Raw genomic sequence first — 23,510 nt, 5'->3', positions numbered from 1 at the left:
GGTCGCCTCCCTCGTCGCCGGAGGCCCGGGTGCTAGCATCGCCCTCGGAGCAGGCCGGTCTGGCTGCTGGTCGCCGGTGGTGACAGGCGGAACGCCCCGATCAGGTGCACTCAGCGAGGGTGCACGGGGTCGCAGGGCGGATCCGACCGTTTCTTCCGCTGACCAGACGTGCCGCCGCCTCCGTCGCGTTGCTGCACGTGCATGTCCTCATGCCGTCCTCGCCGCCCGCTCCCGCTGCACATCGATGCCCACACGGGGCCTCGATGCAAAACAAAGAGGAGTAGCCCCCACATGGAGGGTCCAGAGATCAAGTTCGGCGAAGCCGTCCTCGACAACGGCAAGTTCGGCAAGCGCACCATCCGATTCGAGACCGGCCGTCTCGCGCAGCAGGCTCAGGGAGCCGTCGCTGCGTACCTCGACGAGGACACGATGCTCCTCTCGGCCACGAGCGCGAGCAAGAAGCCGAAGGACAACTTCGACTTCTTCCCGCTCACCATCGACGTCGAGGAGCGCTCGTACGCCGCGGGCAAGATCCCCGGCTCGTTCTTCCGTCGTGAGGGCCGTCCCTCCACCGAGGCGATCCTCGTCTGCCGCCTCATCGACCGGCCCCTGCGCCCCTCGTTCGTCGAGGGCCTCCGCAACGAGGTGCAGGTCGTCATCACCGTCCTGAGCATCGCGCCCGACGAGTTCTACGACGCCCTGGCCATCAACGCCGCCAGCGCCTCGACCCAGATCTCGGGCCTGCCCTTCTCCGGCCCGATCGCCGGCGTGCGCCTCGCGCTCATCGGCGACCAGTGGGTCGCGTTCCCCAAGGCCTCGCAGCTCGAGGAGGCCGTGTTCGACCTCACCGTCGCCGGCCGTGTCGTCACCGACGCCGCGGGCAACGAGGACGTCGCCATCATGATGGTCGAGGCGGAGGCCACCGAGCACGCCTGGGGCCTCATCCAGGGCGGCGCCACGAAGCCCGACGAGGCCGTCGTGGCCCAGGGCCTCGAGGCCGCCAAGCCGTTCCTCAAGCAGCTCGTCGACGCGCAGTCGGCCATGGCCGCGCAGGCCTTCAAGGAGATCGCCGACTACCCGGTGTTCCTGCCCTACACGGACGAGGTCCTCGCGGCCGTCACCGAGGCTGCCGGCACCGAGCTCGCCGAGGTCTACAAGATCGCCGGCAAGACCGAGCGCCAGGACGCCGACGACGTGCTCAAGGGCAAGGTCAAGGACGCGATCTCGGCGAAGGTCGACGCGGGCGAGCTGCCCGCCGAGGCCACCGGCCAGGTCTCCGCCGCCTACAAGTCGGCGACGAAGAAGGTCGTCCGCGACCGCATCCTCACCGAGCAGGTCCGCATGGACGGCCGCGGCCTCGCCGACATCCGTCCGCTCGACGCCGAGGTGCAGGTCATCCCGCGCGTGCACGGCTCCGCCATCTTCCAGCGCGGCGAGACCCAGATCATGGGCGTCACCACGCTGAACATGCTCAAGATGGAGCAGCAGATCGACTCGCTGAGCCCGGTCACCAAGAAGCGCTACCTGCACCACTACAACTTCCCGCCCTACTCGACCGGCGAGACCGGCCGCGTCGGTTCGCCGAAGCGTCGCGAGATCGGGCACGGCTTCCTCGCCGAGCGCGCCCTCGTGCCGGTGCTGCCGTCGCGCGAGGAGTTCCCCTACGCCATCCGTCAGGTGTCCGAGGCCCTCGGCTCCAACGGCTCGACGTCGATGGGCTCCGTCTGCGCCTCGACCCTGTCGCTGCTGAACGCCGGCGTGCCGCTGCGTGCGCCCGTCGCGGGCATCGCCATGGGCCTCGTGTCCGACGAGGTCGACGGCCAGACGCGCTACGCCGCGCTGACCGACATCCTCGGTGCTGAAGACGCCCTCGGCGACATGGACTTCAAGGTCGCCGGCACGTCCGAGTTCGTCACGGCCATCCAGCTCGACACGAAGCTCGACGGTCTGCCGACCGCCGTCCTCGACGCCGCCCTGAAGCAGGCCAAGGAGGCGCGCACCGCCATCCTCAGCGTGCTCAACTCGGCCATCGACGCGCCCGACGAGATGGCCCCGACCGCGCCCCGCGTGATCTCGGTCCAGATCCCGCAGGACAAGATCGGCGAGCTGATCGGCCCGAAGGGCAAGACCATCAACTCGATCCAGGACACCACCGGTGCCGACATCTCGATCGAGGAGGACGGCACGGTCTACATCGGCGCCGTCGACGGCCCCTCGGCCGAGGCCGCTCGCGCTCAGGTGAACGCGATCGCGAACCCGACCAACCCCGAGATCGGCGAGCAGTTCCTCGGCACGGTCGTCAAGATCGCGTCGTTCGGCGCCTTCGTCTCGCTCCTCCCCGGCAAGGACGGCCTGCTGCACATCAGCGAGGTCCGCAAGCTGGCCGGCGGCAAGCGCGTCGAGGCCGTCGAGGACGTCCTCGGGGTCGGACAGAAGATCCTGGTCGAGATCACCAAGATCGACGACCGCGGCAAGCTGTCCCTCGCGCCCGTCGTCGCCGAGGAGGCGGACACCGACTCGAGCGGCGCCGCCGAGCAGTCGAACGACGAGTCCGTCGAGGTCTAGTCCTCGATCGGCAGTCAGACGGAGCGCCCGTCCCGACCACGTCGGGGCGGGCGCTCCGTCGTCGGCGGCCGCCCCCGAACTCGGGGTGACGGATCTCGTAACGATCGGGTGCGGCGGCAGGCGCACGGCGACCTCAGCACGTACGCTTGTGCACAGGAGCAAGCACGGCGCTCCCCGGCCATCTCAGGCGACACACGGAGGTGGTCGTCCGGTGTACCCACGCGACGATCCTCCGAGGACGGTCCGCGAGGGGCCGGCACCTCGACCGCACGACGCCACGACCACGAAGGGCACGGAGTGACGAACACGTCGGCGGGCATCCCCGGTCCCACCACGCCCTCCGCGCCTCCAGTCGCCCTTCCCGCTCGTCTGCCCGAGACGGTCGGCGACGCGACGGTCCCCGTCGACCTCGGCATCATCCAGCCTCGACGTCGACTCGGGGTCTCCGACCTCCGGGTCTTCCCCGTCGCGCTCGGCGGCAACGTCTTCGGCTGGACCGCCGACCAGACCGAGACCATGTCCGTCCTCGACGCCTACTACGACCACGGCGGCAACTTCGTCGACACGGCGGACAGCTACGCCGGCGGCCGCAGCGAGGTCATGATCGGCTCGTGGATGCGCTCGCGCCGATCACGCGACGACATGGTCGTCTCGACGAAGGTCGGCAAGGGCGCGGACGCCCCCGGCTTGTCGCCCCGTTCGATCGAGCGCGCCGTCGAGGCGTCCCTCGAGCGCCTGGGCACCGACCACATCGACCTGTTGTACCTGCACGTCGACGACACCGAGGTCGCCTTCGAGCGCACCCTGCTCGCCGTCGACCACCTCATCCGCGCCGGCAAGGTCCGCTGGTTCGGCGGGTCGCACCACTCGGGCAACCGGCTCTACGAGGCGCGCATCGCCGCCGGCATGCTCGGCGTGGCCCCGATGGTGGCCCTGCAGAACCAGTACAGCCTCATGCAGCGCACCGAGTACGAGAAGGGCCTGGCGCGCGTCGCGGCGCAGCTGCGCCTCGGCGTCATGCCTCGGTTCGCCCTCGCCGGCGGTTTCCTCACGGGCAAGTACCGGTCCCGCTCCGACTTCGCGGGCACGAGGCGCGGGCGCGGGGTGTCCGGCTACCTGACCAAGAAGGGGCTGCGAGTGCTCCACGAGCTCGACAGCGTCGCCTCGGCGCACGAGGTGTCGACGGCTGCCGTGGCCCTTGCCTGGCTGCTGGCGAAGCCGCACGTCGTCGCGCCGGTCGCGAGCGCGACGAACGCCAAGCAGGTCGTCGAGCTGGCCCAGGCGGCAACGGTCAAGCTCACGCGCACGCAGGTGCTCGAGCTCGACCGCGTCTCCGCCTAGCAGGCGACCGCGCCGCGTCGGCCGTCAGGTCGCGAGGTCGCCGAGGTCGCCAGGCGGTTCAGGCCGGGAGGAGCCGCTCGGCAGTCCGACGCAGGGCCGCTGAGGCCGCGATGGCGTCGCCGCAGTAGGCGCCCACGAGTGCGCCGTCGAGCGCGAGCATGAAGTCGTCGGCCGCGTCGCCCGGCATCGGGTGCGCGGCGTCCTTGAACAGCTCGACGAGAGCGTCGGTCAGCCATTCCTGGTGCTCGGCCACCGCCGCGCGGACGGGGTGGGTCGGGTCGCTGAACTCGGCGGCAGCGTTCACGAACGCCGAGCCGCGGAAGCGCGGGGACTGCAGCCGCGTGACGACCTCGTCGACGACCGCCAGGACGGTGGCGGCACCGCCCGGGGACGAGGAGACGGTGGCGGCGAGCTCGGCGACCGCGCGCTCGTGCCTGACCCGCAGGTACTCGAGCACGAGGGTGTCCTTCGCGCCGAAGTGCTTGTAGAACGTCGCCTTCGTCACGGACGCCTCGGCGATGAGCCGGTCGACGCCGACGACGCGCACGCCCTCGTCGTAGAAGAGGCGGTCGGCGGTCGTCAGGACGCGGTCCCTGGCGCCGGGCGTCGTCTGGTCGGCGCGGGGGCGCCCCGGGAGACGCTGGACGGCCGGAGGGGGGGAATCGACCGTCACAGCGTGGCTCCTCGAGGCATATCGGCGTGGAGCGGCGCGGGGGACGCGCTCCGGACCGCCGGAGGACCTCCGACCAGCCGCCGACGACGGGGCAGGGGGGTGTCCCGCCGTCGGTTCCCTGATTCTAGCATCGAGGAGGACAGACTGAACCGTCTGTTTGTCCTCACGGCCGTGCCCCAGTTCGGGTGTCACGGCCCGCGGTCGGGTCGTGCCGAGGTGCGGTCCCGTAGGCTCGACGCGATGAACGGCCCGGTCTCCCTCCCACTCGACTCGGTCGAGCTCTCCTTCCGCGCGACGGGCGACGCACTCGTGCGGCGCACGGTCCTCCCGACGGGCGTCCGCGTCCTCACCGAGCAGATGCCCGGGGCGCGCAGCGCCACCGTGGGGTTCTGGGTGGCGGTGGGCTCCCGCGACGAGCAGCCGGGTGAACGAGGCTCGACGCACTTCCTCGAGCACCTCCTCTTCAAGGGCACGGCGACGCGGTCCGCGCTGGACATCGCGGTCGCCTTCGAGTCGGTCGGGGGCGAGCACAACGCGGCCACGGCCAAGGAGTACACCTGCTACTACGCCCGGGTCCGCGACGTCGACCTCGACGACGCGGTCGACGTCCTCGCCGACATGCTCACCTCGTCCGCCCTCGAGCCCGACGAGTTCGAGACCGAGCGGGGCGTGATCCTCGAAGAACTGGCGATGGCGGACGACGACCCTGCCGACGTGGCAGGCGAGCGCCTCTTCGAGTCGGTCTTCGGCGAGCACCCGCTGGGGCGCCCGATCGGGGGATCTCCCGAGAGCATCAGGGAGGCGCGGCGCGACGACGTGCACGCCCACTACCTGGCGAACTACCGGCCCCGCGACCTCGTCGTGACCATCGCCGGCGCCGTCGACCACGACCACGCCGTCGAGCGGCTCGAGCAGGCGCTGGCGAGGTCGCCCTGGTCGACCGAGGCGGCCTCGCCCGTGCCCCGGCGTTCGTCGGAGCTCGCGGTGCCGACGCCCGGCGAGCAGGTCGTCGTCGTCCGGCGGCCCCTCGAGCAGGCCACCGTCCTGCTGGGCATGCCCGGCATCTCCGCGTCCGACGACCGCCGTCCGGCCCTGGCCGTCCTCAACTCGGTCCTGGGAGGCGGCATGTCGTCGCGCTTGTTCCAGGAGATCCGCGAACGGCGCGGCCTGGCGTACTCCGTCTACTCCTTCGCCCCGAGCTACTCCGACGCCGGGCTGTTCGGCCTCTACGCCGGCTGCACGCCGAGCAACGTCGAGATCGTCGGGCAGCTCATGCTCGACGAGCTCGACCGCGTCGCCGAGTCGGGCGTCACCGAGCTCGAGCGGCAGCGGGCGCTCGGCCAGCTCGGCGGCGCAGCCGCCCTCGCGCTCGAGGACAGCGACACGCGCATGAACCGCCTCGGCCGCGCCGAGCTGTCGACCGGCGAGTTCGTCGACCTGGACGCCTCCCTCGCGCGGCTGGGCCGCGTCGGCCTCGACGACGTCCGCGACCTGGCCCGCGAGCTCCGCTCCGGCCCCCTCTCGACCGTGGTCGTGGGCGACGTCGACGGCTCCTCCTTCACGCCCCCGACGACGACGTCGGCGGCGGTCACCCCTTGAGTCAGGAGACGACGGTGTCCCACTACCTGTACCTGGTCCGGCACGGCGAGCAGCAGGACGCCGAGCACGGGCTCCCCGACGGCCCGCTGTCCGAGCGCGGCAAGCGCCAGGCGCGCCTGCTGGCCGAGCGCCTCGGGGGAGTCCCGTTCTCCGCCGCCTGGCACTCCCCGCTCGAGCGCGCGGCCGAGACGGCGCGCATCATGACCGAGCGCCTCCCCGCCCTCGAGTCGCAGCCGTCGACCCTGCTCTTCGACTGCGTGCCCTCCGGCCCGACGGCCGACATGCCCTCCGCCTACAAGCCGTTCTTCGGCGGCGTCACCGAGGACGAGATCGAGGCGGGCCAGGCGCAGATGGCGGACGCGGTGTCGGAGTGGCTGACGCCGTCCCGTGAGGATCGGCACGACCTGCTCATCACGCACAACTTCGTCATCGGCTGGTTCGTGCGCGAGGTCTTCGGGGCGCCGGACTGGCGCTGGATGGGCGTCAACCAGGCGAACGCCGGCCTGACCATCATCCGCGTCCGGTCGGCGAAGCCGCCGGAGCTCGTGACGCACAACGACCTGGGGCACCTCCCCGTCGAGCTCCGCACCGGCCTCCCGGTCGAGCAGCCGATCTAGCGGGCGACCTCGCGGGGCGACACGGGCTTCGCGAACCAGGTCGTCGCGTTCGGGTTGTCGTTGTACGGCTCGACCTCGGCGTAGCCGGTCGAGCGGTAGAGCGCCCCCGCGGCGAGCAGGCTCTCGTTCGTGTCGAGGACGACCAGGTCGGCACCCAGGCCGGCAGCCACCTCCTCGAGCTCGGCCATCAGCAGACGCCCGAGCCCTCGTCCGCGGGCCTCGGGGCGCACGAAGACGTGCTTGACCTCGTACCGCACGAGCCCCTCCGGCGTCGGCTCGATGCGGCGGACGCCGCCGCAGGCCAGCGCATCCACGGCGTCGTCCTCGACGAGGAGGAACGCCCCGGCCGGGGGAGTGAAGGTCGAGTCGACGGGCGACGCGGTGCGGTAGCTGCCCTTGCCTGAGGGGAACGTCTCCCGGCGCTCGGCGAAGTACGCCTCGAGCAGGTCGGCGGCGGCGGGGGAAGACACGGGGACGGCGCGGAACCGGGGCATGCGCACCATGCTAGGTCGGGCGGGCCCCCGGGGCGCTGCCGAGCCGACGGGTAGGTTGGACCCCATGACCTCCCAGATCGCCGTCGTCGGGGCCACGGGCACGCTCGGCTCGTTCGTCGTCGACCTCGTGCAGCGCACCCCCGGCCTCGAGCTGCACGCCGGCCTCTCCTCCCGTGACGACCTCGACGACGTGCGGGGCGCCGACCTCGTCGTCGACGTGACCCACCCGGCTGTCAGCCCCGGCATCGTCGAGCACGTCGTCCGGGCCGGCCTCCCCGTCCTCGTCGGCACCTCCGGCTGGAACGCCGAGCGGGTGGCGAAGCTCCGCACGGTCGTCGCCGACGTCGGCGGCCCCGGCGTCCTCGTCGTCCCCAACTTCTCGCTCGGCTCCGTCCTCGCGACGCGGTTCGCCACGATGGCGGCCCGCTTCTACGAGAGCGTCGAGATCGTGGAGGCGCACCACCAGGGCAAGGTCGACTCGCCCTCCGGCACGGCCGTCCGCACCGCGGAGCTGATCGCCGAGGCGCGTCGCGAGCTCGGCCCCGTCTCGGCCCCGTTCTCCGACCAGCGCGCCCGCGGCCAGCAGGTCGCGAGCGTGCCGGTGCACAGCATGCGCCTCCGCGGCGTCGTCGCCAAGCAGGAGGTCGTCTTCGGCGGCGAGGGCGAGACCCTCACCCTGACGCACGACACGATCTCGCAGCGGGCGTACGAGCAGGGCCTGCTCGTCGCCATGGCCGAGGCGCCTCACGTCGAGGGCGTCGTCGTGGGGCTCGACAGCGTGCTCCCGCTCGACTGATGAAGGGCCGCACCGCGGCGCTCGTCATGGCGCTGTTCCTCCTCCTGTACGTCGTCCTGGTCGCACAGCGGGCGTACCTGTTCGTCATGACGGGCGAGCCGATCGCGGTCGTGCTCGGCGTGGCCCTCCTCGTCCTGCCGGTGCTCGGCATCTTCGCCCTCGTCGCCGAGCTGCGCTTCGGGGTGCACACGCAGCAGATGGTCCGTGAGCTCGAGGAGGCGGGCGAGCTGCCGGTGGACGAGGTCCCGCGCCGCGCCTCCGGACGCTACGAGCGCGCGGCCGCGGACGCGGCCTTCCCGCGCTGGGCACAGGCCGTCGAGGACGCCCCCGACGACTGGCGCGCCTGGTTCAGGCTCGGCCTCGCCTACGACGCGTGCGGTGACCGCCGCCGTGCCCGGCAGGCAGTCCGCAAGGCGTCCCGGATGCGGGCCGCGGCCTAGAGGCTGGCGGTGAGCGCGTCGACCGCCTGGTCGACCGTGCGGTGACGGAAGGCGAAGCCGTCCGCGAGCAGCGCCTCCGGCACGACCTGCTGGCTCGGCAGCAGCATCTCGCGCCCTGCCTCCTGCATCGCCGTGCTGATGACCACCTCGGGCACCGTGAGGGCGTACGGGCGGCTCAGGTCCTTCGCGAGGCGACGCGTGAGGGCGTCGCTGGTGGCCGGCGTGGGCCCGGCGAGGTTGACGGGGCCGCTGAGGCTCGAGGTCAGCAGGTGCACGATCGCTGCGGCCTCGTCGTGCAGGCTGATCCACGGCCAGAACTGGTCTCCGGTGCCGAGGCGCGAGCCGAGGCCGAGCTTCGTGAGGGGCAGCAGCGGGGCCATCGCGCCGCCGGGGCCCACGACGACGCCGGTGCGAAGGTGCACGACGCGGGTGGCGTCCGGCGTGGGTGCCGTGGCCGCCTCCCAGTCGGCGACGACGTCGCTGAGGAACCCGCTGCCCCGCGCGCTCTGCTCGGTCAGGCGCTCGCCGGGCCGGTCTCCGTAGATGCCGACGGCCGAGCCGCTGAGGAACACGGCCGGCGGTCGCTCGGCACCGGCCATCCCGTGCGCCAGCGTCGCGGTGGCCGTCACGCGCGAGTCGCGGATCTCCCGCTTGTAGCCCGTCGTCCAGGGCAGCCGACCCAAGGAGGCGCCGCTCAGGTTGACGACCGCGTCCGCACGGTCGAGCAGGGTCCGGTCGACGATCCCGGCCGCGGGCACCCACGTGGCCTCGCCCTCGTCGCGGGCCTCGCGACGGACGAGCGCGACGACGGTGTGGCCGGCGGCCACCAGCTGGCGTCGCAGCTCGGTGCCGACCAGGCCGGAGGCGCCGGAGACGAGGACGGTGAGGGAGTCGGCGGTCATGGGCCCTGGCTTTCTCGAGGAGGCGCGGCGCAGGGGAGCTGCGCCTCCTCGGGAGCGTAGCCGCGCCTCCTGCCGGTCGCCCGGGCGCCGACCCCTGCCCCGTCGGCGGTCGGAGGTAGAGTCGTGGCCGTGACTGATGCCGACGCCGTGACCCCCGCCTCCTCGTCTCCCGACACCGCCGCCGACCCCGTCGAGTTCCGCAGCGACGTCACCGTCGAGCTGGTCCGCTCGAGCGCGCACGACTCCGACGTGCTCTTCGCGGCACGCGTGTCGACCATGGGCGAGCAGACGCTCGAGGGCGCCCAGGCCTCGGCCGACGGCGCCCAGGCGACCAAGGGCGCCGGCCTGATCAACTACCTCATGCGCGACCGCCACGGCTCGCCCTTCGAGCACAACTCGATGACGTTCTACGTGCAGGCGCCGATCTTCGTGTTCCGCGAGTTCATGCGGCACCGCATGGCGAGCTACAACGAGGAGAGCGGTCGCTACCGCGAGCTCAACCCCGTCTTCTACGTGCCCTCCGCGAACCGCAACCTGCAGCAGGTCGGCAAGCCCGGCGCGTACGACTTCCTGCCCGGCACACCCGAGCAGAGCGAGCTCGTCCGGTCCGAGACCGAGCGCACCTCCCGCGAGGCCTACGCGGCCTACAAGCGGATGCTCGACGCCGGGGTCGCCCGCGAGGTCGCCCGCATCGTCCTGCCGCTGAACATCTACTCGTCCATGTACGTGACCGTGAACGCGCGGTCGCTGATGAACTTCCTGAGCCTCCGCACCAAGCGCGAGGGCACTCACTTCCCGTCGTTCCCGCAGCGCGAGATCGAGATGTGCGCCGAGAAGATGGAAGACATCTGGGCTGAGCTCATGCCGCTCACGTACGCCGCCTTCGGCACGAACGGCCGCGTCGCCCCCTGACCGTGTCGTGGGGCGCGACGACCGGCGAGGGGCGAGCCGCTCGACGGGGGCGAGACAGTACGCTGGACGACGTGTCGAACATCAGCAACCCCTTCGGGCAGGTCCTCGTCGCTCTCGTCACCCCCTTCACCGCGGACGGTGAGGTCGACTGGCCGGCGGTCGAGAAGCACATCGACGACTGCGTCTCCGCGGGTGCCGACGGCATCGTCGTCACGGGCACCACGGGCGAGACCAGCACCCTGACCGACCCCGAGAAGCTCAAGCTCGTCGAGGTCGGCAAGTCGGTCGCCGCAGGGCGCGCGAAGATCATCACGGGCGGCGGCTCGAACGAGACCGCGCATGCGATCCAGCTGTACAAGGCGAGCGAGAAGGCCGGCGCCGACGGCGTCATGATCGTCACGCCGTACTACAACAAGCCCACGCAGGCCGGCGTCCTCACGCACTTCCGCATGATCGCCGACGCGACCGACCTGCCCGTCATCCTCTACGACATCCCCGGCCGCACCGGCATCCCGATCAAGTACGAGACACTGCTGCGCGCGGCCAAGCACCCCAACATCGTCGCCGTCAAGGACGCGAAGGGCGACTTCGCCGAGGTCAGCCGTGTCATCAACCAGACCGACCTGCTCTACTTCTCGGGCGACGACGCGAACGTGCTGCCGCACCTGTCGATCGGCGCCTCGGGCCTCATCGGCGTGACGGCGAACATCGTCTCCGCGCCGTACCGCACCATGATCGACGCCGTGAACGCCGGTGACCTGCACACCGCCACGGCCGCCCACAAGATGCTCGAGCCGCTCGTGCGCGCCGTGATGACCCACGTGCCCGGCACGGTCGCGGCGAAGTACATCCTGCACGGCCTCGGCCGCATCTCCAGCCCTCGCGTCCGGCTGCCGCTCGTCGGCCCGGAGGACAGCGAGGCGGCCCTCATCGAGGACGAGCTCTCGCACGTCGGCGACATCCCCGGGCTCGACCTCAGCCGCTTCCGTCCCGACCGCAACGCGGCGGCCGGCGGCGCACTGCCCAAGGTGCACGGCACCACGCGCTGATCCCGTCGCGCGCTCGCGCCCGCGCCCTCGTGAGCCGGCGGCGGCGCTCGCGGGCCGGCAGAGGCTTCGCCACCCGGGGCACGAGCCCCACCTCGACCCGAAGGACATGATGCCCACGACCATCAAGACCCCGCGCGAGCTCGAGGACGGCACCCTCCGGGTCATCCCCGTCGGCGGCCTCGGCGAGATCGGCCGCAACATGACCGTCTACGAGATCGACGGCAAGCTGCTCGTCGTCGACTGCGGCGTCCTGTTCCCCGAAGAACACCAGCCTGGCGTCGACCTGATCCTGCCCGACTTCTCGCCCCTCCGCGACCGGCTCGACGACGTCCTCGCCGTCGTGCTGACCCACGGCCACGAGGACCACATCGGCGCGGTGCCCTACCTCCTCCGCCTCCGTGCGGACATCCCGCTGATCGGCTCGCAGCTCACGCTCGCCCTCATCGAGGCGAAGCTCAAGGAGCATCGCATCAAGCCGTACACGCTGACGGTGAAGGAGGGCGGGCGCGAGACGCTCGGCCCGTTCGACCTCGAGTTCGTCGCGGTCAACCACTCCATCCCCGACGCTCTCGCCGTCGCGATCCGCACCTCCGCGGGCCTCGTGCTGCACACCGGCGACTTCAAGATGGACCAGCTGCCGCTCGACGACCGCATCACCGACCTGCGCGCCTTCGCCCGCCTCGGCGAGGAGGGGGTCGACCTGTTCCTCCCCGACTCGACGAACGCCGACGTGCCGGGCTTCACGGCCCTCGAGCGCGACATCGGCCCGGTCCTCGACGACGTCATCCGCCGGGCACCCCGCCGGGTCGTCGTGGCGAGCTTCTCCAGCCACGTGCACCGCGTGCAGCAGGTTCTCGACGCCGCCCACGCGAACGGTCGCCGGGTGGCCTTCATGGGCCGCTCGATGATCCGCAACATGGGCATCGCGGCCGACCTCGGCTACCTGGTCGTGCCCGAGGGGGTCCTGATCGACGCCAAGAAGGCCAAGGACCTGCCGGACGAGCGCATCGTCTACATGAGCACGGGCTCGCAGGGCGAGCCGATGGCCGTCCTCGCCCGCATGGCGAACCTCGAGCACCAGATCGAGATCGGCCAGGACGACACGGTCATCCTCGCGTCGAGCCTCATCCCCGGCAACGAGAACGCCGTCTACCGGGTCATCGACGGGCTGACGAAGCTGGGCGCGAAGGTCGTGCACAAGGGCAACGCGAAGGTGCACGTGTCGGGCCACGCCTCCGCCGGCGAGCTGCTCTACTGCTACAACGTGCTGCGCCCGAGGAACGTCATGCCGGTCCACGGCGAGCACCGGCACCTCTACGCGAACGCCGCGCTGGCCGAGCGCACGGGGGTGCCGCGCGAGAACACGATCCTCGGCGAGGACGGCATCGTCGTCGACCTCCGCGACGGCGTCGCCGAGGTGGTCGGCCAGCTCGACCTCGGGTACGTGTACGTCGACGGCTCGACCGTCGGCGAGATCACCGACGCCGACCTCAAAGACCGGCGGATCCTCAGCGAGGAGGGCTTCATCTCGGTCTTCCTCGCCATCGACGCCACCACGGGGCGCGTCGTCGTCGGCCCCGAGATCCAGTCGCGCGGCTTCGCAGAAGACGAGCGGGTCTTCGACGACGTCATGCCCAAGATCCTCGCCGCGCTGGCCGAGGCGGCCGAGAACGGCACCCGCGACACCCACCAGTTCAGCCAGGTGGTCCGCCGCACCGTCGGTCGCTGGGTGGCCACGCAGCACCGTCGGCGCCCGATGATCGTGCCGGTGGTCATCAGCGCCTGACCAGGCCGAGCACGGAGGCCTCAGCTCGCTCGGGATGTCATCCCGACGACTGAGGCCTCCGTCGTCGCCCGGCTCCTATGGTGAGCACGTTCCGTCCGTTGCTCCGAAGGGGGGAGTCGCCCGTGCGCGTCGCCAAGACCTGGATCTTCCCGATCCTCCGCATCCTGATCTTCCTCGCGATCGCCGTCGCCCTCGTCAAGCTCGCGTTCTTCGCGGCGCCCGACGCGGCGACCGGCTCCGTGGCCGTCCCGACCGGCGAGGCGGTCGAGCCGCAGGTGGCCGTCGCGGTCGGCACGGTCACGAACGACGTCACGGTCGACGCCACCGTCGAGGCCGACGCCGCGTCGACCGCCCCGGCCACCCTCGCGGGCACCGTCGTGACCGTCCTCGTCGAGAGGGGGCAGGCCGTCGCCGCGGGCGACGAGATCGCGACGCTGCGCTCCGAGACCCCGCAGGAGGCGCTGGTCGCGGCCGACGGCACGGTCACCGAACGCGCGCCGATCGTCAAGACCGCGGTGGTGACGTCGCCCGTGGCGGGCACGGTGACGGAGCTCTCCGTCATCGCGGACCAGGAGCTGGCCGTGGGCGACCCCGTGGCGGAGGTCGCGCCTCCGACGTTCCACGTCACCGGTTCGCTGGCCGCCGACCAGCTCTACCGCCTGGTCAGCCGCCCGGCCGAGGGCACGGCGTCGATCCGGGGCGGCCCGGCGCCGTTCGCCTGCACCGGCCTCTCGGTCGGCGGTGCGGGCGCCGGCGCGGGCACGGGCACCACGACCGCCGGCGACACCGGTGACTCGTCCGGCGCGGGCGTCTCGGGGCAGTCGGTGACGTGCGCCGTCCCCGGCGACGTCACGGTCTTCGCGGGCCTCGCCACCGAGCTGACGATCCCCGCCGGCGTCGCGACGGACGTCCTCACGGTGCCGCTCACGGCGGTGGAGGGCGCCGCGGGCAAGGGCGTCGTGACCGTCGTCGGCGCGGACGGCACGGAGGAGGAGCGCGAGATCACGCTCGGCATCAACGACGGCACGACCGTCGAGGTGACGGGAGGGCTCGTCGAGGGCGACATGGTCCTCGAGTTCGTGCCGGGCGCCGTCGCCCCGCAGGAGGGCTGCGTCGACCCGACGACCGGAGAGGTCTACTGCTGATGCCGCTGATCCGGCTCGAGGGCGTCACGAAGACCGTGCCCCTCGCCGACGACGCGACCCTCGACATCCTGCGCGGGGTCGACCTCGTGGTCGAGGCGGGCGAGCACGTGAGCATCGTCGGACGTTCCGGCTCGGGCAAGTCGACCCTGCTCAACATCCTGGGGCTCATCGACGCCCCGACGACGGGTACCCACTGGTTCGACGACGTCGACGTCAGCGGCATGCGCAGCGGTGCGCGCGACCGCCTCCGCGGCGAGCAGGTGGGGTTCATCTTCCAGCAGTTCAACCTGCTGCAGGGGCGCACGGCGCTCGAGAACGTCATGACGCCGCTGCTCTACGCCAGGGGGCGCCGGTTCTGGCGGCGGCGGGCCATCGCCGCCGAGATGCTCGACAAGGTCGGGCTGGGCCACCGTGTCGACTCGATGCCGCACCGCCTGTCGGGCGGCGAGCAGCAGCGGGTGGCGATCGCGCGCTCGCTGGTGCGCGACCCGCGCGTCATCCTGGCCGACGAGCCGACGGGAGCGCTCGACATCGAGACGGGGGCGACGGTCATGCGCCTCCTCGACGACATCTCGTCCGACACCGGCGCCGCCCTCGTCACCATCACGCACGACCTGGCAGTGGCCGGCCTCGCCGCACGGCACTACTCGCTCGACGCCGGGGTGCTGTCCGCCGCCCGCCTGGGCACCGGGCTCGCGGGACCGTCGGCGCTGGTGCCGACGGACGCGCCCGCGCCCGCCGCTGCGCCTGCGGCTGTGCCTGCGGCTGTGCCTTCCCCGGCGGCTGCCGAGGTCCCGTGGTGAGCGGTCTCCTGTCCGGCGTCGTCGGGGCGTTCGTCGAGGCCTGGTCCGAGCTGCGGGTCAACAAGCTGCGGGTGCTCCTCAGCCTGATCGGGGTCGCGGTGGCCGTGGCCGCCCTCACCGCGGTCGTCGGGCTCGGCAGCCTCGCCGAGCAGTCCACGCGCGAGTCGTCCGAGAAGTCCGGGGGGCGACCCGCCACGTACACCGTGTCGGCCTACAGCCAGGGGGCGACCGAGCTCGACCCCGTGCTGCTCGACGACGAGTTCCGCTCGACGATGTCGCGCTACGAGATCACCTGGGCCTCGGAGAACCTCTACACGACGAGGTCGGTCCAGCTGCCAGGAGGCCTCACCGACGTCTCGGCGCAGGTCGTCGACCCCGAGTACGGCGAAATGCACCGGGTCTCGATGGCGGACGGCTCGTGGTTCGTCGAGGGCGACGAGCAGCGGCTGGCTCCGGCCCTCGTGGTGAACGAGGCCCTGTGGGACACGCTCGGCCGACCGCCGGTGGCGTCGCACCCCACCCTCCTGCTGAGCGGCGCGGACTCGGTCACGGGCGTCGTCGTGGGAGTCACGGCGGCACAGTACGAGGGGGAGGGGCCGGGGCTCTTCATGCTGCCCTCGACGGACCTCGACCTCGCGCCCCTGTCACAGGGCGGGTTCACCGAGACGCCCCAGTACGAGATGTGGCTGCCGACGTCGTCGGGAGACGAGCTGAGCACGATGGTGCAGGGCAACCTCGCGGCGGCTCTCGGCGACGAGGTGCAGGTCGACGTCAGCCGTTCCGACTACGCGGCGTACGCGGGCGACTCCGACCCGTTCCTGCCCATCAAGCTCATCATCACGGGCGTCGGCGTGCTCGTGCTGCTGCTCGGCGGGCTCGGCCTGGTGAACATCGCCTTGGTCACGGTGCGGCAGCGCATCCGCGAGATCGGGGTCCGCCGGTCGTTCGGCGCCACCGCGCCGCGGGTGTTCTTCTCGGTCATGCTCGAGAGCGTCGCCGGCACCGTGGTCGCGGGGGCGGTCGGCGTCATGGTGGCGGTGCTGGTGGTGCAGAACCCGATGGTGCAGGGCTTCATCGCCCAGGGGTCGGTCGACGACATGCCGGCGTTCCCGATCACCGCGGCCCTGATCGGCCTGGGCTCCGCGACGCTGATCGGCGCCGTGGCGGGAGTGCTGCCCGCGCTCGTCGCCGTGCGGGTCAAGGTCATCGACGCCATCCGCTACTGAGCCCCCCGGTCGAGTGGTCGGGAACTGTCCTCCGGGGGTCGTCGAGGGACAGCCGGGGACCACTCGGCAGCTGCGCGAGCCAGGAGCGGGGCCCGGCGCGCCGCCCGCCTCCGGTCGGCGTCGGCGGCGGGCGGTAGCCTCGACGGCATGGCCACGCCCACCAAGTCGACCGCGCGCTCGCGCTCGGGGCGCGGCGCGTCCGCCGGCACCTCGACGGCCCGCGGCGCGACCGCGGCGACCAAGAAGCTCCCCGCCGCGAAGGCGCCGGCGCCCGTCGACGAGGGCCCCGGCGTCCTCGCGTCCGCCTGGATGGGCCTGGCCCACCTGACCGGAGGCGCCTTCCGGCTCTTCGGCAGCGAGTCGCTCGACAAGTCCGAGCGCCGCGACGGCGTCCCCTTCCTCCTCGTGCTGCTGGCGATCGCCGGGGCCGTGGTCGAGTGGCTCAACCCCACGAGCCCGATCGCCGTCGGCTTCGACGCGTACACGTTCGGCGGCCTGGTCGGCCGGGTGGCGTACGCCCTGCCGGTCATCATGGTGCTCTTCGCGGGCTGGCTCTTCCGGCACCCGGCCTCCGTCCACGACAACACGCGCATCGGCATCGGGCTCGGCCTGATGATCGTGTCGATCAGCGCCCTCTGCCACATCTACGGCGGTCAGCCGCAGGCCGTCGAGGGCATGCGTGCCCTCGCGACCGGCGGCGGCGTGCTCGGCTGGCTCGTCGCCTCCTGGCTGGTCATGCTCGCGACCGAGTGGGTCGCGGTGCCCGTGGTGGTCGTCCTGCTCGCGTTCTCCCTCCTGATCATGACCAAGACCCCGCCGAACCGGATCGGCCACCGTCTCGGCGACCTGTACCGCTGGCTCTTCGGCGAGACGACCTCCGACACGGCCGCGGCTGACGGCGCCGCCGAGGGAGACCCGGGCGAGCCCGACGCGCTGCCGTGGTGGCGGCGCAACAAGAGCGGGCGCGAAGAAGACCCGGCCTACGACACCCCCGTGGTCACCCAGAGCAGCGCCGACGACGAGGCTGCGGGGGCAGGCCGACGCGGGCGGGCCGCCCGTCGCGGTGCGGGTCCCGTGTTCGTGGACCACGGGGCGACCATCGGGGGCGACGCCCCGGCGGCGGAGTCCCTGACCGCCGAGGCCGCGGCCGCCGACGCTCCGACCGACGTGTACCAGGCCGACCTGCTGCACGACCTCGACGCGGCCGAGGACGCCGTGCGGTCGCTCGGCATCGACGTCCCCCTGCACGACGACGAGCCTGCCTCCACGACTTCGCCGGCCGGGCCGGTGCCGTCGGGTGCGACCGCCGCCACGACCGTCCTCCCGTCAGTGCCGGCCACCACCTCGGCGGCCGCACCCGGCGAGAGCGACGTCGCCGCCGACTTCCTCGCCGTCGACGACGACGAGCCCGCCCCGGCGTCGCTCGACGTCGAGGACGACTCTCCCGTCGCGCCCTACCGTCTGCCGGCGGCCACCACGCTGAGCGTCGGGCCGCCCGCGAAGGCGCGCAGCGAGGCCAACGACGAGATCGTGCGCTCGATCACCGAGGTGCTCCGCCAGTTCTCGGTCGACGCCAGGGTCGTCGGCTTCAGCCGGGGCCCGACCGTCACCCGCTACGAGATCGAGCTGGGCCCGGGCGTCAAGGTCGAGAAGGTGACCGCCCTCAGCAAGAACCTGTCGTACGCCGTGGCCTCGAACGAGGTGCGCATCCTCTCGCCCATCCCGGGCAAGAGCGCCATCGGCGTCGAGATCCCCAACACCGACCGCGAGATCGTGTCGCTCGGCGACGTGCTCCGGTCGGGGGCCGCGGCCAAGAGCGTGCACCCGATGACGATCGGCGTCGGGAAGGACGTCGAGGGCGGCTACGTCGTGGCGAACCTCGCCAAGATGCCGCACCTCCTGGTCGCCGGCGCGACCGGCTCCGGCAAGTCGAGCTTCGTCAACTCGATGATCACGTCCCTCCTCATGCGGGCCAAGCCCACCGACGTGCGCATGGTGCTGATCGACCCGAAGCGGGTCGAGCTCTCGATCTACGCCGGCGTCCCGCACCTGATCACGCCCATCATCACCAACCCCAAGAAGGCAGCCGAGGCGCTGCAGTGGGTGGTGAAGGAGATGGACATGAGGTACGACGACCTCGCCAGCTTCGGCTTCCGGCACATCGACGACTTCAACCGTGCCGTCGTCGCGAACGAGATCGTGCTGCCGGCCGGCAGCGCGCGTTCCTTGAAGCCCTACCCGTACCTCCTCGTGGTCGTCGACGAGCTCGCCGACCTCATGATGGTCGCCCCGCGCGACGTCGAGGACAGCATCGTCCGCATCACCCAGCTGGCGCGTGCATCCGGCATCCACCTGGTGCTCGCGACGCAGCGTCCGTCGGTCGACGTGGTGACGGGCCTCATCAAGGCCAACGTGCCCTCCCGCTTCGCCTTCGCCGTGTCGAGCGTCACCGACTCGCGGGTCATCCTCGACCAGCCGGGCGCCGACAAGCTGATCGGCCAGGGCGACGGGCTCTTCCTGCCGATGGGCGCGTCGAAGGCGATGCGTGTCCAGGGTGCGTGGGTGCAGGAGACGGAGATCGCCGAGGTCGTGGCGCACGTCACGCGCCAGGCGCGGCCCGACTACCGGCCCGACGTGGCCGCCGTGGTCGAGAAGAAAGAGATCGACGGCGACATCGGCGACGACCTCGAGCTGCTCCTCGCCGCGGCGGAGCTCGTGGTCAGCACCCAGTTCGGGTCGACGTCGATGCTCCAGCGCAAGCTCCGGGTGGGCTTCGCCAAGGCCGGACGCCTGATGGACCTGATGGAGTCCCGCGACATCGTCGGCCCCTCTGAGGGGTCGAAGGCGCGCGACGTGCTCGTGACCAACGAGCAGCTGCCGGGCGTGCTGGCCAAGCTGCGCGGGCAGGGCGTCGACGCGCCCCGCGGGGCGGCGTCCGCCTCCTCCGCGCCGGCGGCGCTCGGCGCGGGCGACTACGGCGACGACCCCGTCGCCGAGATGACACGAGGCTACGACGAGGTCGACGGCGACGAGGAGTCGGAAGACGCCTGGGGCCTGACAGGCAGGGACTGACGTGACCGACGAGAGAACCCCCGAGGCGCCGCGGGCCGCGACTTTCCCCTGGCGGGGACGCTTTGCGAGCCGCGGGGCCGGCCCGGCCAGCACGGCGAACATCGCCAACCTGATCACGGTCGTCCGCATCCTGATGGCACCGCTGTTCATCGCCTGGCTCCTGATCGACGACGGTGCCGACGGCCCGCTGCGCATCGCAGCCGCAGTCCTCTTCGTCGTGGCCATCCTCACGGACAGCCTCGACGGCATGCTCGCGCGAGGCCTCGACCTCGTCACCGACTTCGGCAAGATCGTCGACCCCATCGCCGACAAGGTCCTGGTCGGCGGCGCACTGGTCGGGCTCTCGATCCTCGGCGAGCTGCCCTGGTGGGTGACCGCGCTGATCCTCGTGCGCGAGATCGGGATCACCGTGTACCGGTTCGTCGTCATCCGTGACCGCGTCATCCCCGCGTCACGAGGCGGCAAGCTCAAGACCGTGCTGCAGGCCGTCGCGGTGACGCTGGCGCTCTTCCCGCTGTGGGTGCCCCTGGGCGACTGGGTGCACGGCCTCAACACCGTCGTGATGACGGCTGCCGTGGTGGCGACGCTCGTGTCCGGTGCCGACTACGTCCGGGTGGCCCTGAAGCACTCCCGCACGTCGTGACCACCGCGGCCGAGGTCGTGCACGAACTCGACCGCCAGGGCCTGACGGTCGCCGTCGCCGAGTCGTTGACCGGGGGGCTCCTCGCCGCCGAGCTCATCTCCGTCCCCGGAGCCTCCGCGGTCGTCGTCGGGGGAGTGGTCGCGTACCAGACGCCGATCAAGCACCTCCTGCTCGACGTGCCCGCCGACCTTCTCGCCGCACGGGGCGCCGTCGACCCTGACGTCGCCGTCGCGATGGCGTCCGGGGTGCGCCGTGCGCTGGCAGTCGACGGGCGGGCGGCCGACGTCGGCCTCGCCACCACAGGGGTGGCCGGCCCCGACCCGCAGGACGGCGAGGCGCCCGGCACGGTGTACGTCGCGCTGAGCGCAGGAGGCGGGTCTCGCGTCGCGAGACTCGACCTCGAGGGCGATCGCGAGGCCATCCGATCGGCGACCGTCTCCGAATCACTGTCGATGCTGCACGACTGGCTCACGGAGCCTCGGGAATAGCCGGGGTTTCGGTCTCGTTACATCTCGCGAGTTCACAAGTGTCACACAGAGCTGGCTGGCTACAGTTGCACCCAGCTCGACAGCAGTGTTCCTCACCCACCCCTGAATCCCGTCACGGTGGGTCCTATGTCGCAAGGAGGGGTCCCATGGTTCTGGTCCGTCAAGAGATCGGCGACGTCCTCCGTGATTTCCGTCTCCAGAAGGGCCGCACGCTGCGACAGGTCGCCAGCAAGGCGAGCGTCGCACTCGGTTACCTGAGCGAGGTCGAGCGTGGGCAGAAAGAGGCGAGCTCCGAGATCCTCGCGTCGGTCGCCGACGCGCTCGAGACGCCGATCTCCGTCATCATGCGTGAGGTGGGCGACCGGATGGCCGTCATCGAGGGCCTGAACCCGATCCCCGACACCCTGCCCGACGACATGGTCGCCGAGTTCGACACCGACCTGGTCGTGCGCTGACGTCACTGACCTCACGGTCCGTCGTGCACGCTGCACCGAGACGCCCCTGGCTGATGTCAGGGGCGTCTCCGCGTCCGGGTAGCCTCGACTGATGCGCAAGAGCGAGTTCCGCAGGGCGGTCGACGACGAGTTCGGCGAGGCGTACGGCCGGGTCGTCACCCGTGACCTCGTCCTCTCGTCTCTGGGCGACGAGACGGCGGACGAGGCGCTCCGCGGGGGAGTGCCCCCGCGTGACGTGTGGCTGGCCCTCTGTGAGGCGGAGGGCGTGCCCGTCGCCCGCCGGCACGGAGCAGGGCTCCCCGAGCCGCGTCGCTGAGCACCGCCGCGACGACGCACGGCGATCAGGTGTTCGACACACCGGGGCCCAGTTCGAACGTGCGTTCGGTGCGGTGGTAGCTTCCTCCACAAGGGCGTCGACGTCCGAGTGCTCCACCTCCGACCGAGATCGTGTCTGCGATGTCGGTGGTCGGCCGTAGCGTTGCCACATCGACGTTCCACCGCTCCCGCATCCGCAGGGGCACATGCCTTGTCGTCGAGACCGCCGCCCCCGGGCCGAGCGCGACGCGACAGCCTACAGGCGCACGGACAGCAACCACGAAGGAGTCACCATGCCCTCAGCAGAGAACCGCGAGAAGGCGCTCGAGACGGCGCTCGCGCAGATCGACCGTCAGTTCGGCAAGGGCGCGGTCATGCGCCTGGGCAGTGACGAGCGGGCTCCGGTCGCCGTCATCCCCACGGGCTCCATCGCGCTCGACGTCGCGCTCGGCATCGGCGGCCTCCCTCGCGGCCGCATCGTCGAGATCTACGGCCCCGAGTCCTCGGGAAAGACGACGCTCACCCTGCATGCCATCGCCAACGCCCAGCGCGGCGGCGGCATCGCGGCCTTCATCGACGCAGAGCACGCCCTCGACCCCGAGTACGCGAAGAAGCTGGGCGTCGACATCGACGCGCTGCTCGTCTCGCAGCCCGACACGGGCGAGCAGGCGCTCGAGATCGCGGACATGCTCGTCCGCTCCGGCTCCATCGACCTCGTCGTCATCGACTCCGTGGCGGCGCTCGTGCCCCGTGCCGAGATCGAGGGCGAGATGGGCGACTCCCACGTCGGCCTCCAGGCGCGTCTCATGTCGCAGGCTCTCCGCAAGCTCACGGGTGGCCTCAGCCAGACCGGCACGACGATGATCTTCATCAACCAGCTGCGCGAGAAGATCGGCGTGTTCTTCGGCAGCCCCGAGACCACCGCCGGCGGCAAGGCGCTCAAGTTCTACGCCTCGGTGCGACTCGACATCCGCCGCATCGAGACCCTGAAAGACGGGACGGACGCGGTGGGCAACCGCACCCGCGTCAAGGTCGTCAAGAACAAGATGGCGCCGCCCTTCAAGCAGGCCGAGTTCGACATCCTCTACGGCGTCGGCATCTCCCGCGAGGGCAGCCTGATCGACTTCGGCGTCGAGCACGGCATCGTCCGCAAGTCCGGCGCCTGGTACACCTACGAGGGCGACCAGCTCGGGCAGGGCAAGGAGAACTCGCGCAACTTCCTGCTCAAGAACGCCTCAGTCGCGCAAGAGATCGAGCAGAAGATCCTCGCCAAGCTCGGTGTCGGCGGGGCCAAGCCGGTCGAGGCGCCCGTCGAGTCGATCGAGGCCAAGATCGCCGCCCGGAAGGGCGCATGACCTCGCACGACGGCGAGTCTGCTGACGACCTCGCCCCCGTGACGCCTCTCTTCGGCGTCCGCGGGGCGAGGTCGGGCCAGGCGGGCGCGGCGGCGTCGGCACCGGTCGCGTCCGAGCATCCGTCCCGGGGCGCCGCTCGGTCGAGCGACGACGACCCTGACGAGGCGACGGGTGACAGCGCCCGCCGCGATCCGGTGCGCGACACGGCAGTGGCTCTCGCTGCGGTCAGCCAGCACTGGTCGGACGAGTCGCCGACCGGCTCCGCCTCTGACTCTGATGCCGATGCCGATGCCGATGCCGAAGAGCCTCGCGAGGACCTGGACGCACAGCGCACCAGGGCGGAGAGCGTCAGCCTGCACGCGCTCAGCCGCCGAGGCGTCTCGTCGTCCGAGATGGCGTCCCTGCTCGAGGCGCGCGACCTCGACCCCGAGGTCGTGGCCGACGAGGTCTCGCGTCTCGAGGGGGTCGGCCTCCTGAACGATCGAGAGCTCGCCGAGAACCTCCTCCAGACGAAGCAGGGTCGCAAGGGTCTGGGCCGTGGCGCCGTGACGTCCGAGCTGCGCTCGCGCGGCATCGACGCGTCCGTCATCGAAGAGGTCCTGGCCGAGACCGACGACGCTGACGAGCAGGCCCGGGCCGACGAGTGGGCCGAGAAGCGAGCGGGCTCGCTGCGTGGGCTCGACAGGGCCACGGCCGAGCGTCGCTTGAACGGCTACCTCATGCGACGTGGCTACCGATCCGACACCGTGCGACGTGCTGTCGAGAAGGCCCTGCCGCGCGGTGGCAGCAGCCGGGGCGGCGTCCGCTTCGAGTGACGGGCCGCCCTACACTGGG

22 protein-coding genes are annotated in these 23,510 nt (G+C 71.7%); 19 read left to right on the top strand and 3 right to left on the bottom strand.

Translation table 11 applies throughout. The features are described 5' to 3' along the window. Positions 1-291 precede the first annotated feature (291 nt). Positions 292-2,565, top strand: coding sequence for a polyribonucleotide nucleotidyltransferase (locus tag JOE35_RS11180; RefSeq protein ID WP_209561128.1), 2,274 nt, complete (start codon positions 292-294; stop codon positions 2,563-2,565). A gap of 297 nt (positions 2,566-2,862) precedes the next feature. After that, positions 2,863-3,906, top strand: a complete 1,044-nt coding sequence (locus JOE35_RS11175; RefSeq protein WP_307803050.1) for an aldo/keto reductase — start codon at positions 2,863-2,865, stop codon at positions 3,904-3,906. A gap of 58 nt (positions 3,907-3,964) precedes the next feature. Here JOE35_RS11175 and JOE35_RS11170 read toward each other — a convergent pair whose 3' ends face one another. Next, a complete protein-coding gene (locus tag JOE35_RS11170) occupies positions 3,965-4,579 on the bottom strand; it encodes a TetR/AcrR family transcriptional regulator (protein WP_209561127.1) in 615 nt (204 codons plus the stop codon). Between the two features lie 240 nt (positions 4,580-4,819). Between JOE35_RS11170 and JOE35_RS11165 the strand changes: the two genes are divergently transcribed. Next, complete coding sequence (locus JOE35_RS11165; RefSeq protein ID WP_209561126.1) at positions 4,820-6,178, top strand: pitrilysin family protein; 1,359 nt, start codon at positions 4,820-4,822, stop codon at positions 6,176-6,178. 14 nt (positions 6,179-6,192) lie between these two features. Continuing rightward, positions 6,193-6,795, top strand: a complete 603-nt coding sequence (locus JOE35_RS11160; RefSeq protein WP_123548739.1) for a histidine phosphatase family protein — start codon at positions 6,193-6,195, stop codon at positions 6,793-6,795. Here JOE35_RS11160 and JOE35_RS11155 read toward each other — a convergent pair. Beyond that, on the bottom strand, positions 6,792-7,289 hold the full coding sequence (locus JOE35_RS11155) for a GNAT family N-acetyltransferase (protein ID WP_209561125.1): 498 nt from the start codon (positions 7,287-7,289) through the stop codon (positions 6,792-6,794). The two genes, JOE35_RS11160 and JOE35_RS11155, sit on opposite strands and share 4 nt — an antisense overlap. Before the next feature lie 64 nt (positions 7,290-7,353). Between JOE35_RS11155 and dapB the strand changes: the two genes are divergently transcribed. Both dapB and JOE35_RS11145 read left to right on the top strand, forming a co-directional pair. Next, positions 7,354-8,085, top strand: coding sequence for a 4-hydroxy-tetrahydrodipicolinate reductase (gene dapB / locus JOE35_RS11150; protein WP_209561124.1), 732 nt, complete (start codon positions 7,354-7,356; stop codon positions 8,083-8,085). After that, on the top strand, positions 8,085-8,525 hold the full coding sequence (locus JOE35_RS11145; RefSeq protein WP_209561123.1) for a tetratricopeptide repeat protein: 441 nt from the start codon (positions 8,085-8,087) through the stop codon (positions 8,523-8,525). Before dapB ends, JOE35_RS11145 begins: the two co-directional genes overlap by 1 nt. Here the strand turns inward: JOE35_RS11145 and JOE35_RS11140 are convergent. Continuing rightward, on the bottom strand, positions 8,522-9,427 hold the full coding sequence (locus tag JOE35_RS11140; RefSeq protein ID WP_209561122.1) for a TIGR01777 family oxidoreductase: 906 nt from the start codon (positions 9,425-9,427) through the stop codon (positions 8,522-8,524). The genes JOE35_RS11145 and JOE35_RS11140 overlap by 4 nt on opposite strands. A gap of 129 nt (positions 9,428-9,556) precedes the next feature. Here JOE35_RS11140 and thyX point away from each other — a divergent pair, with 129 nt between their 5' ends. The 13 genes from thyX to JOE35_RS11075 all read left to right on the top strand — a co-directional run bounded on the left by thyX (position 9,557) and on the right by JOE35_RS11075 (position 23,491). Next, positions 9,557-10,339 (top strand): FAD-dependent thymidylate synthase, encoded by a 783-nt coding sequence (gene thyX, locus JOE35_RS11135; RefSeq protein WP_307803049.1) that lies wholly within the window; start codon positions 9,557-9,559, stop codon positions 10,337-10,339. 71 nt (positions 10,340-10,410) lie between these two features. Further along, a complete protein-coding gene (gene dapA, locus JOE35_RS11130; RefSeq protein ID WP_146906286.1) occupies positions 10,411-11,388 on the top strand; it encodes a 4-hydroxy-tetrahydrodipicolinate synthase in 978 nt (325 codons plus the stop codon). Positions 11,389-11,497: 109 nt separating this feature from the next. Then, positions 11,498-13,174: a ribonuclease J gene (locus JOE35_RS11125; RefSeq protein ID WP_209562021.1), complete on the top strand. Its 1,677-nt coding sequence runs from the start codon at positions 11,498-11,500 to the stop codon at positions 13,172-13,174. A gap of 122 nt (positions 13,175-13,296) precedes the next feature. Further along, entirely contained in the window at positions 13,297-14,319 is a 1,023-nt protein-coding gene (locus JOE35_RS11120; RefSeq protein ID WP_209561121.1) for a biotin/lipoyl-binding protein, read from the top strand. Further along, positions 14,319-15,122 carry an ABC transporter ATP-binding protein gene (locus JOE35_RS11115; RefSeq protein ID WP_209561120.1) on the top strand — a complete coding sequence of 268 codons (804 nt, stop codon included), beginning with the start codon at positions 14,319-14,321 and terminating at the stop codon, positions 15,120-15,122. Before JOE35_RS11120 ends, JOE35_RS11115 begins: the two co-directional genes overlap by 1 nt. Next, entirely contained in the window at positions 15,119-16,348 is a 1,230-nt protein-coding gene (locus tag JOE35_RS11110) for an ABC transporter permease (RefSeq protein ID WP_209561119.1), read from the top strand. The genes JOE35_RS11115 and JOE35_RS11110 overlap by 4 nt, the downstream gene beginning before the upstream one ends. A 147-nt stretch (positions 16,349-16,495) precedes the next feature. Continuing rightward, the gene (locus tag JOE35_RS11105; protein ID WP_209561118.1) at positions 16,496-19,420 is read left to right on the top strand and encodes a DNA translocase FtsK; all 2,925 of its coding nucleotides are present in this window, start codon (positions 16,496-16,498) and stop codon (positions 19,418-19,420) included. Position 19,421: 1 nt separating this feature from the next. Further along, a complete protein-coding gene (pgsA, locus tag JOE35_RS11100) occupies positions 19,422-20,063 on the top strand; it encodes a CDP-diacylglycerol--glycerol-3-phosphate 3-phosphatidyltransferase (protein WP_209561117.1) in 642 nt (213 codons plus the stop codon). Beyond that, a complete protein-coding gene (locus JOE35_RS11095) occupies positions 20,060-20,551 on the top strand; it encodes a CinA family protein (protein ID WP_209561116.1) in 492 nt (163 codons plus the stop codon). Before pgsA ends, JOE35_RS11095 begins: the two co-directional genes overlap by 4 nt. Positions 20,552-20,697: 146 nt before the next feature. Beyond that, a complete protein-coding gene (locus JOE35_RS11090; protein WP_123548700.1) occupies positions 20,698-21,006 on the top strand; it encodes a helix-turn-helix domain-containing protein in 309 nt (102 codons plus the stop codon). A 91-nt stretch (positions 21,007-21,097) separates the two neighbouring features. Continuing rightward, positions 21,098-21,322, top strand: a complete 225-nt coding sequence (locus tag JOE35_RS11085; protein ID WP_209561115.1) for a DUF3046 domain-containing protein — start codon at positions 21,098-21,100, stop codon at positions 21,320-21,322. A gap of 292 nt (positions 21,323-21,614) precedes the next feature. Then, positions 21,615-22,676 (top strand): recombinase RecA, encoded by a 1,062-nt coding sequence (gene recA, locus JOE35_RS11080; protein WP_123548702.1) that lies wholly within the window; start codon positions 21,615-21,617, stop codon positions 22,674-22,676. Continuing rightward, complete coding sequence (locus tag JOE35_RS11075; RefSeq protein WP_209561114.1) at positions 22,673-23,491, top strand: regulatory protein RecX; 819 nt, start codon at positions 22,673-22,675, stop codon at positions 23,489-23,491. Before recA ends, JOE35_RS11075 begins: the two co-directional genes overlap by 4 nt. The last annotated feature ends 19 nt before the right edge of the window (positions 23,492-23,510 follow it).

This window comes from Frigoribacterium sp. PvP032 (genome assembly GCF_017833035.1).
Classification (GTDB): domain Bacteria; phylum Actinomycetota; class Actinomycetes; order Actinomycetales; family Microbacteriaceae; genus Frigoribacterium.
The sequence above is the reverse complement of the archived record's forward strand: the minus strand, read 5'-3'. Positions and strand labels throughout refer to the sequence as shown.

Coding starts and splice junctions, on each gene's coding strand:
- JOE35_RS11180 (WP_209561128.1), top strand. CDS start 292: ATGGAGGGTCCAGAGATCAAGTTCGGCGAAGCCGTCCTCGACAACGGC.
- JOE35_RS11165 (WP_209561126.1), top strand. CDS start 4,820: ATGAACGGCCCGGTCTCCCTCCCACTCGACTCGGTCGAGCTCTCCTTC.
- JOE35_RS11155 (WP_209561125.1), bottom strand. CDS start 7,289: ATGCCCCGGTTCCGCGCCGTCCCCGTGTCTTCCCCCGCCGCCGCCGAC.
- dapB (WP_209561124.1), top strand. CDS start 7,354: ATGACCTCCCAGATCGCCGTCGTCGGGGCCACGGGCACGCTCGGCTCG.
- JOE35_RS11145 (WP_209561123.1), top strand. CDS start 8,085: ATGAAGGGCCGCACCGCGGCGCTCGTCATGGCGCTGTTCCTCCTCCTG.
- JOE35_RS11140 (WP_209561122.1), bottom strand. CDS start 9,427: ATGACCGCCGACTCCCTCACCGTCCTCGTCTCCGGCGCCTCCGGCCTG.
- JOE35_RS11125 (WP_209562021.1), top strand. CDS start 11,498: ATGCCCACGACCATCAAGACCCCGCGCGAGCTCGAGGACGGCACCCTC.
- JOE35_RS11115 (WP_209561120.1), top strand. CDS start 14,319: ATGCCGCTGATCCGGCTCGAGGGCGTCACGAAGACCGTGCCCCTCGCC.
- JOE35_RS11105 (WP_209561118.1), top strand. CDS start 16,496: ATGGCCACGCCCACCAAGTCGACCGCGCGCTCGCGCTCGGGGCGCGGC.
- JOE35_RS11090 (WP_123548700.1), top strand. CDS start 20,698: ATGGTTCTGGTCCGTCAAGAGATCGGCGACGTCCTCCGTGATTTCCGT.
- JOE35_RS11085 (WP_209561115.1), top strand. CDS start 21,098: ATGCGCAAGAGCGAGTTCCGCAGGGCGGTCGACGACGAGTTCGGCGAG.
- recA (WP_123548702.1), top strand. CDS start 21,615: ATGCCCTCAGCAGAGAACCGCGAGAAGGCGCTCGAGACGGCGCTCGCG.
- JOE35_RS11075 (WP_209561114.1), top strand. CDS start 22,673: ATGACCTCGCACGACGGCGAGTCTGCTGACGACCTCGCCCCCGTGACG.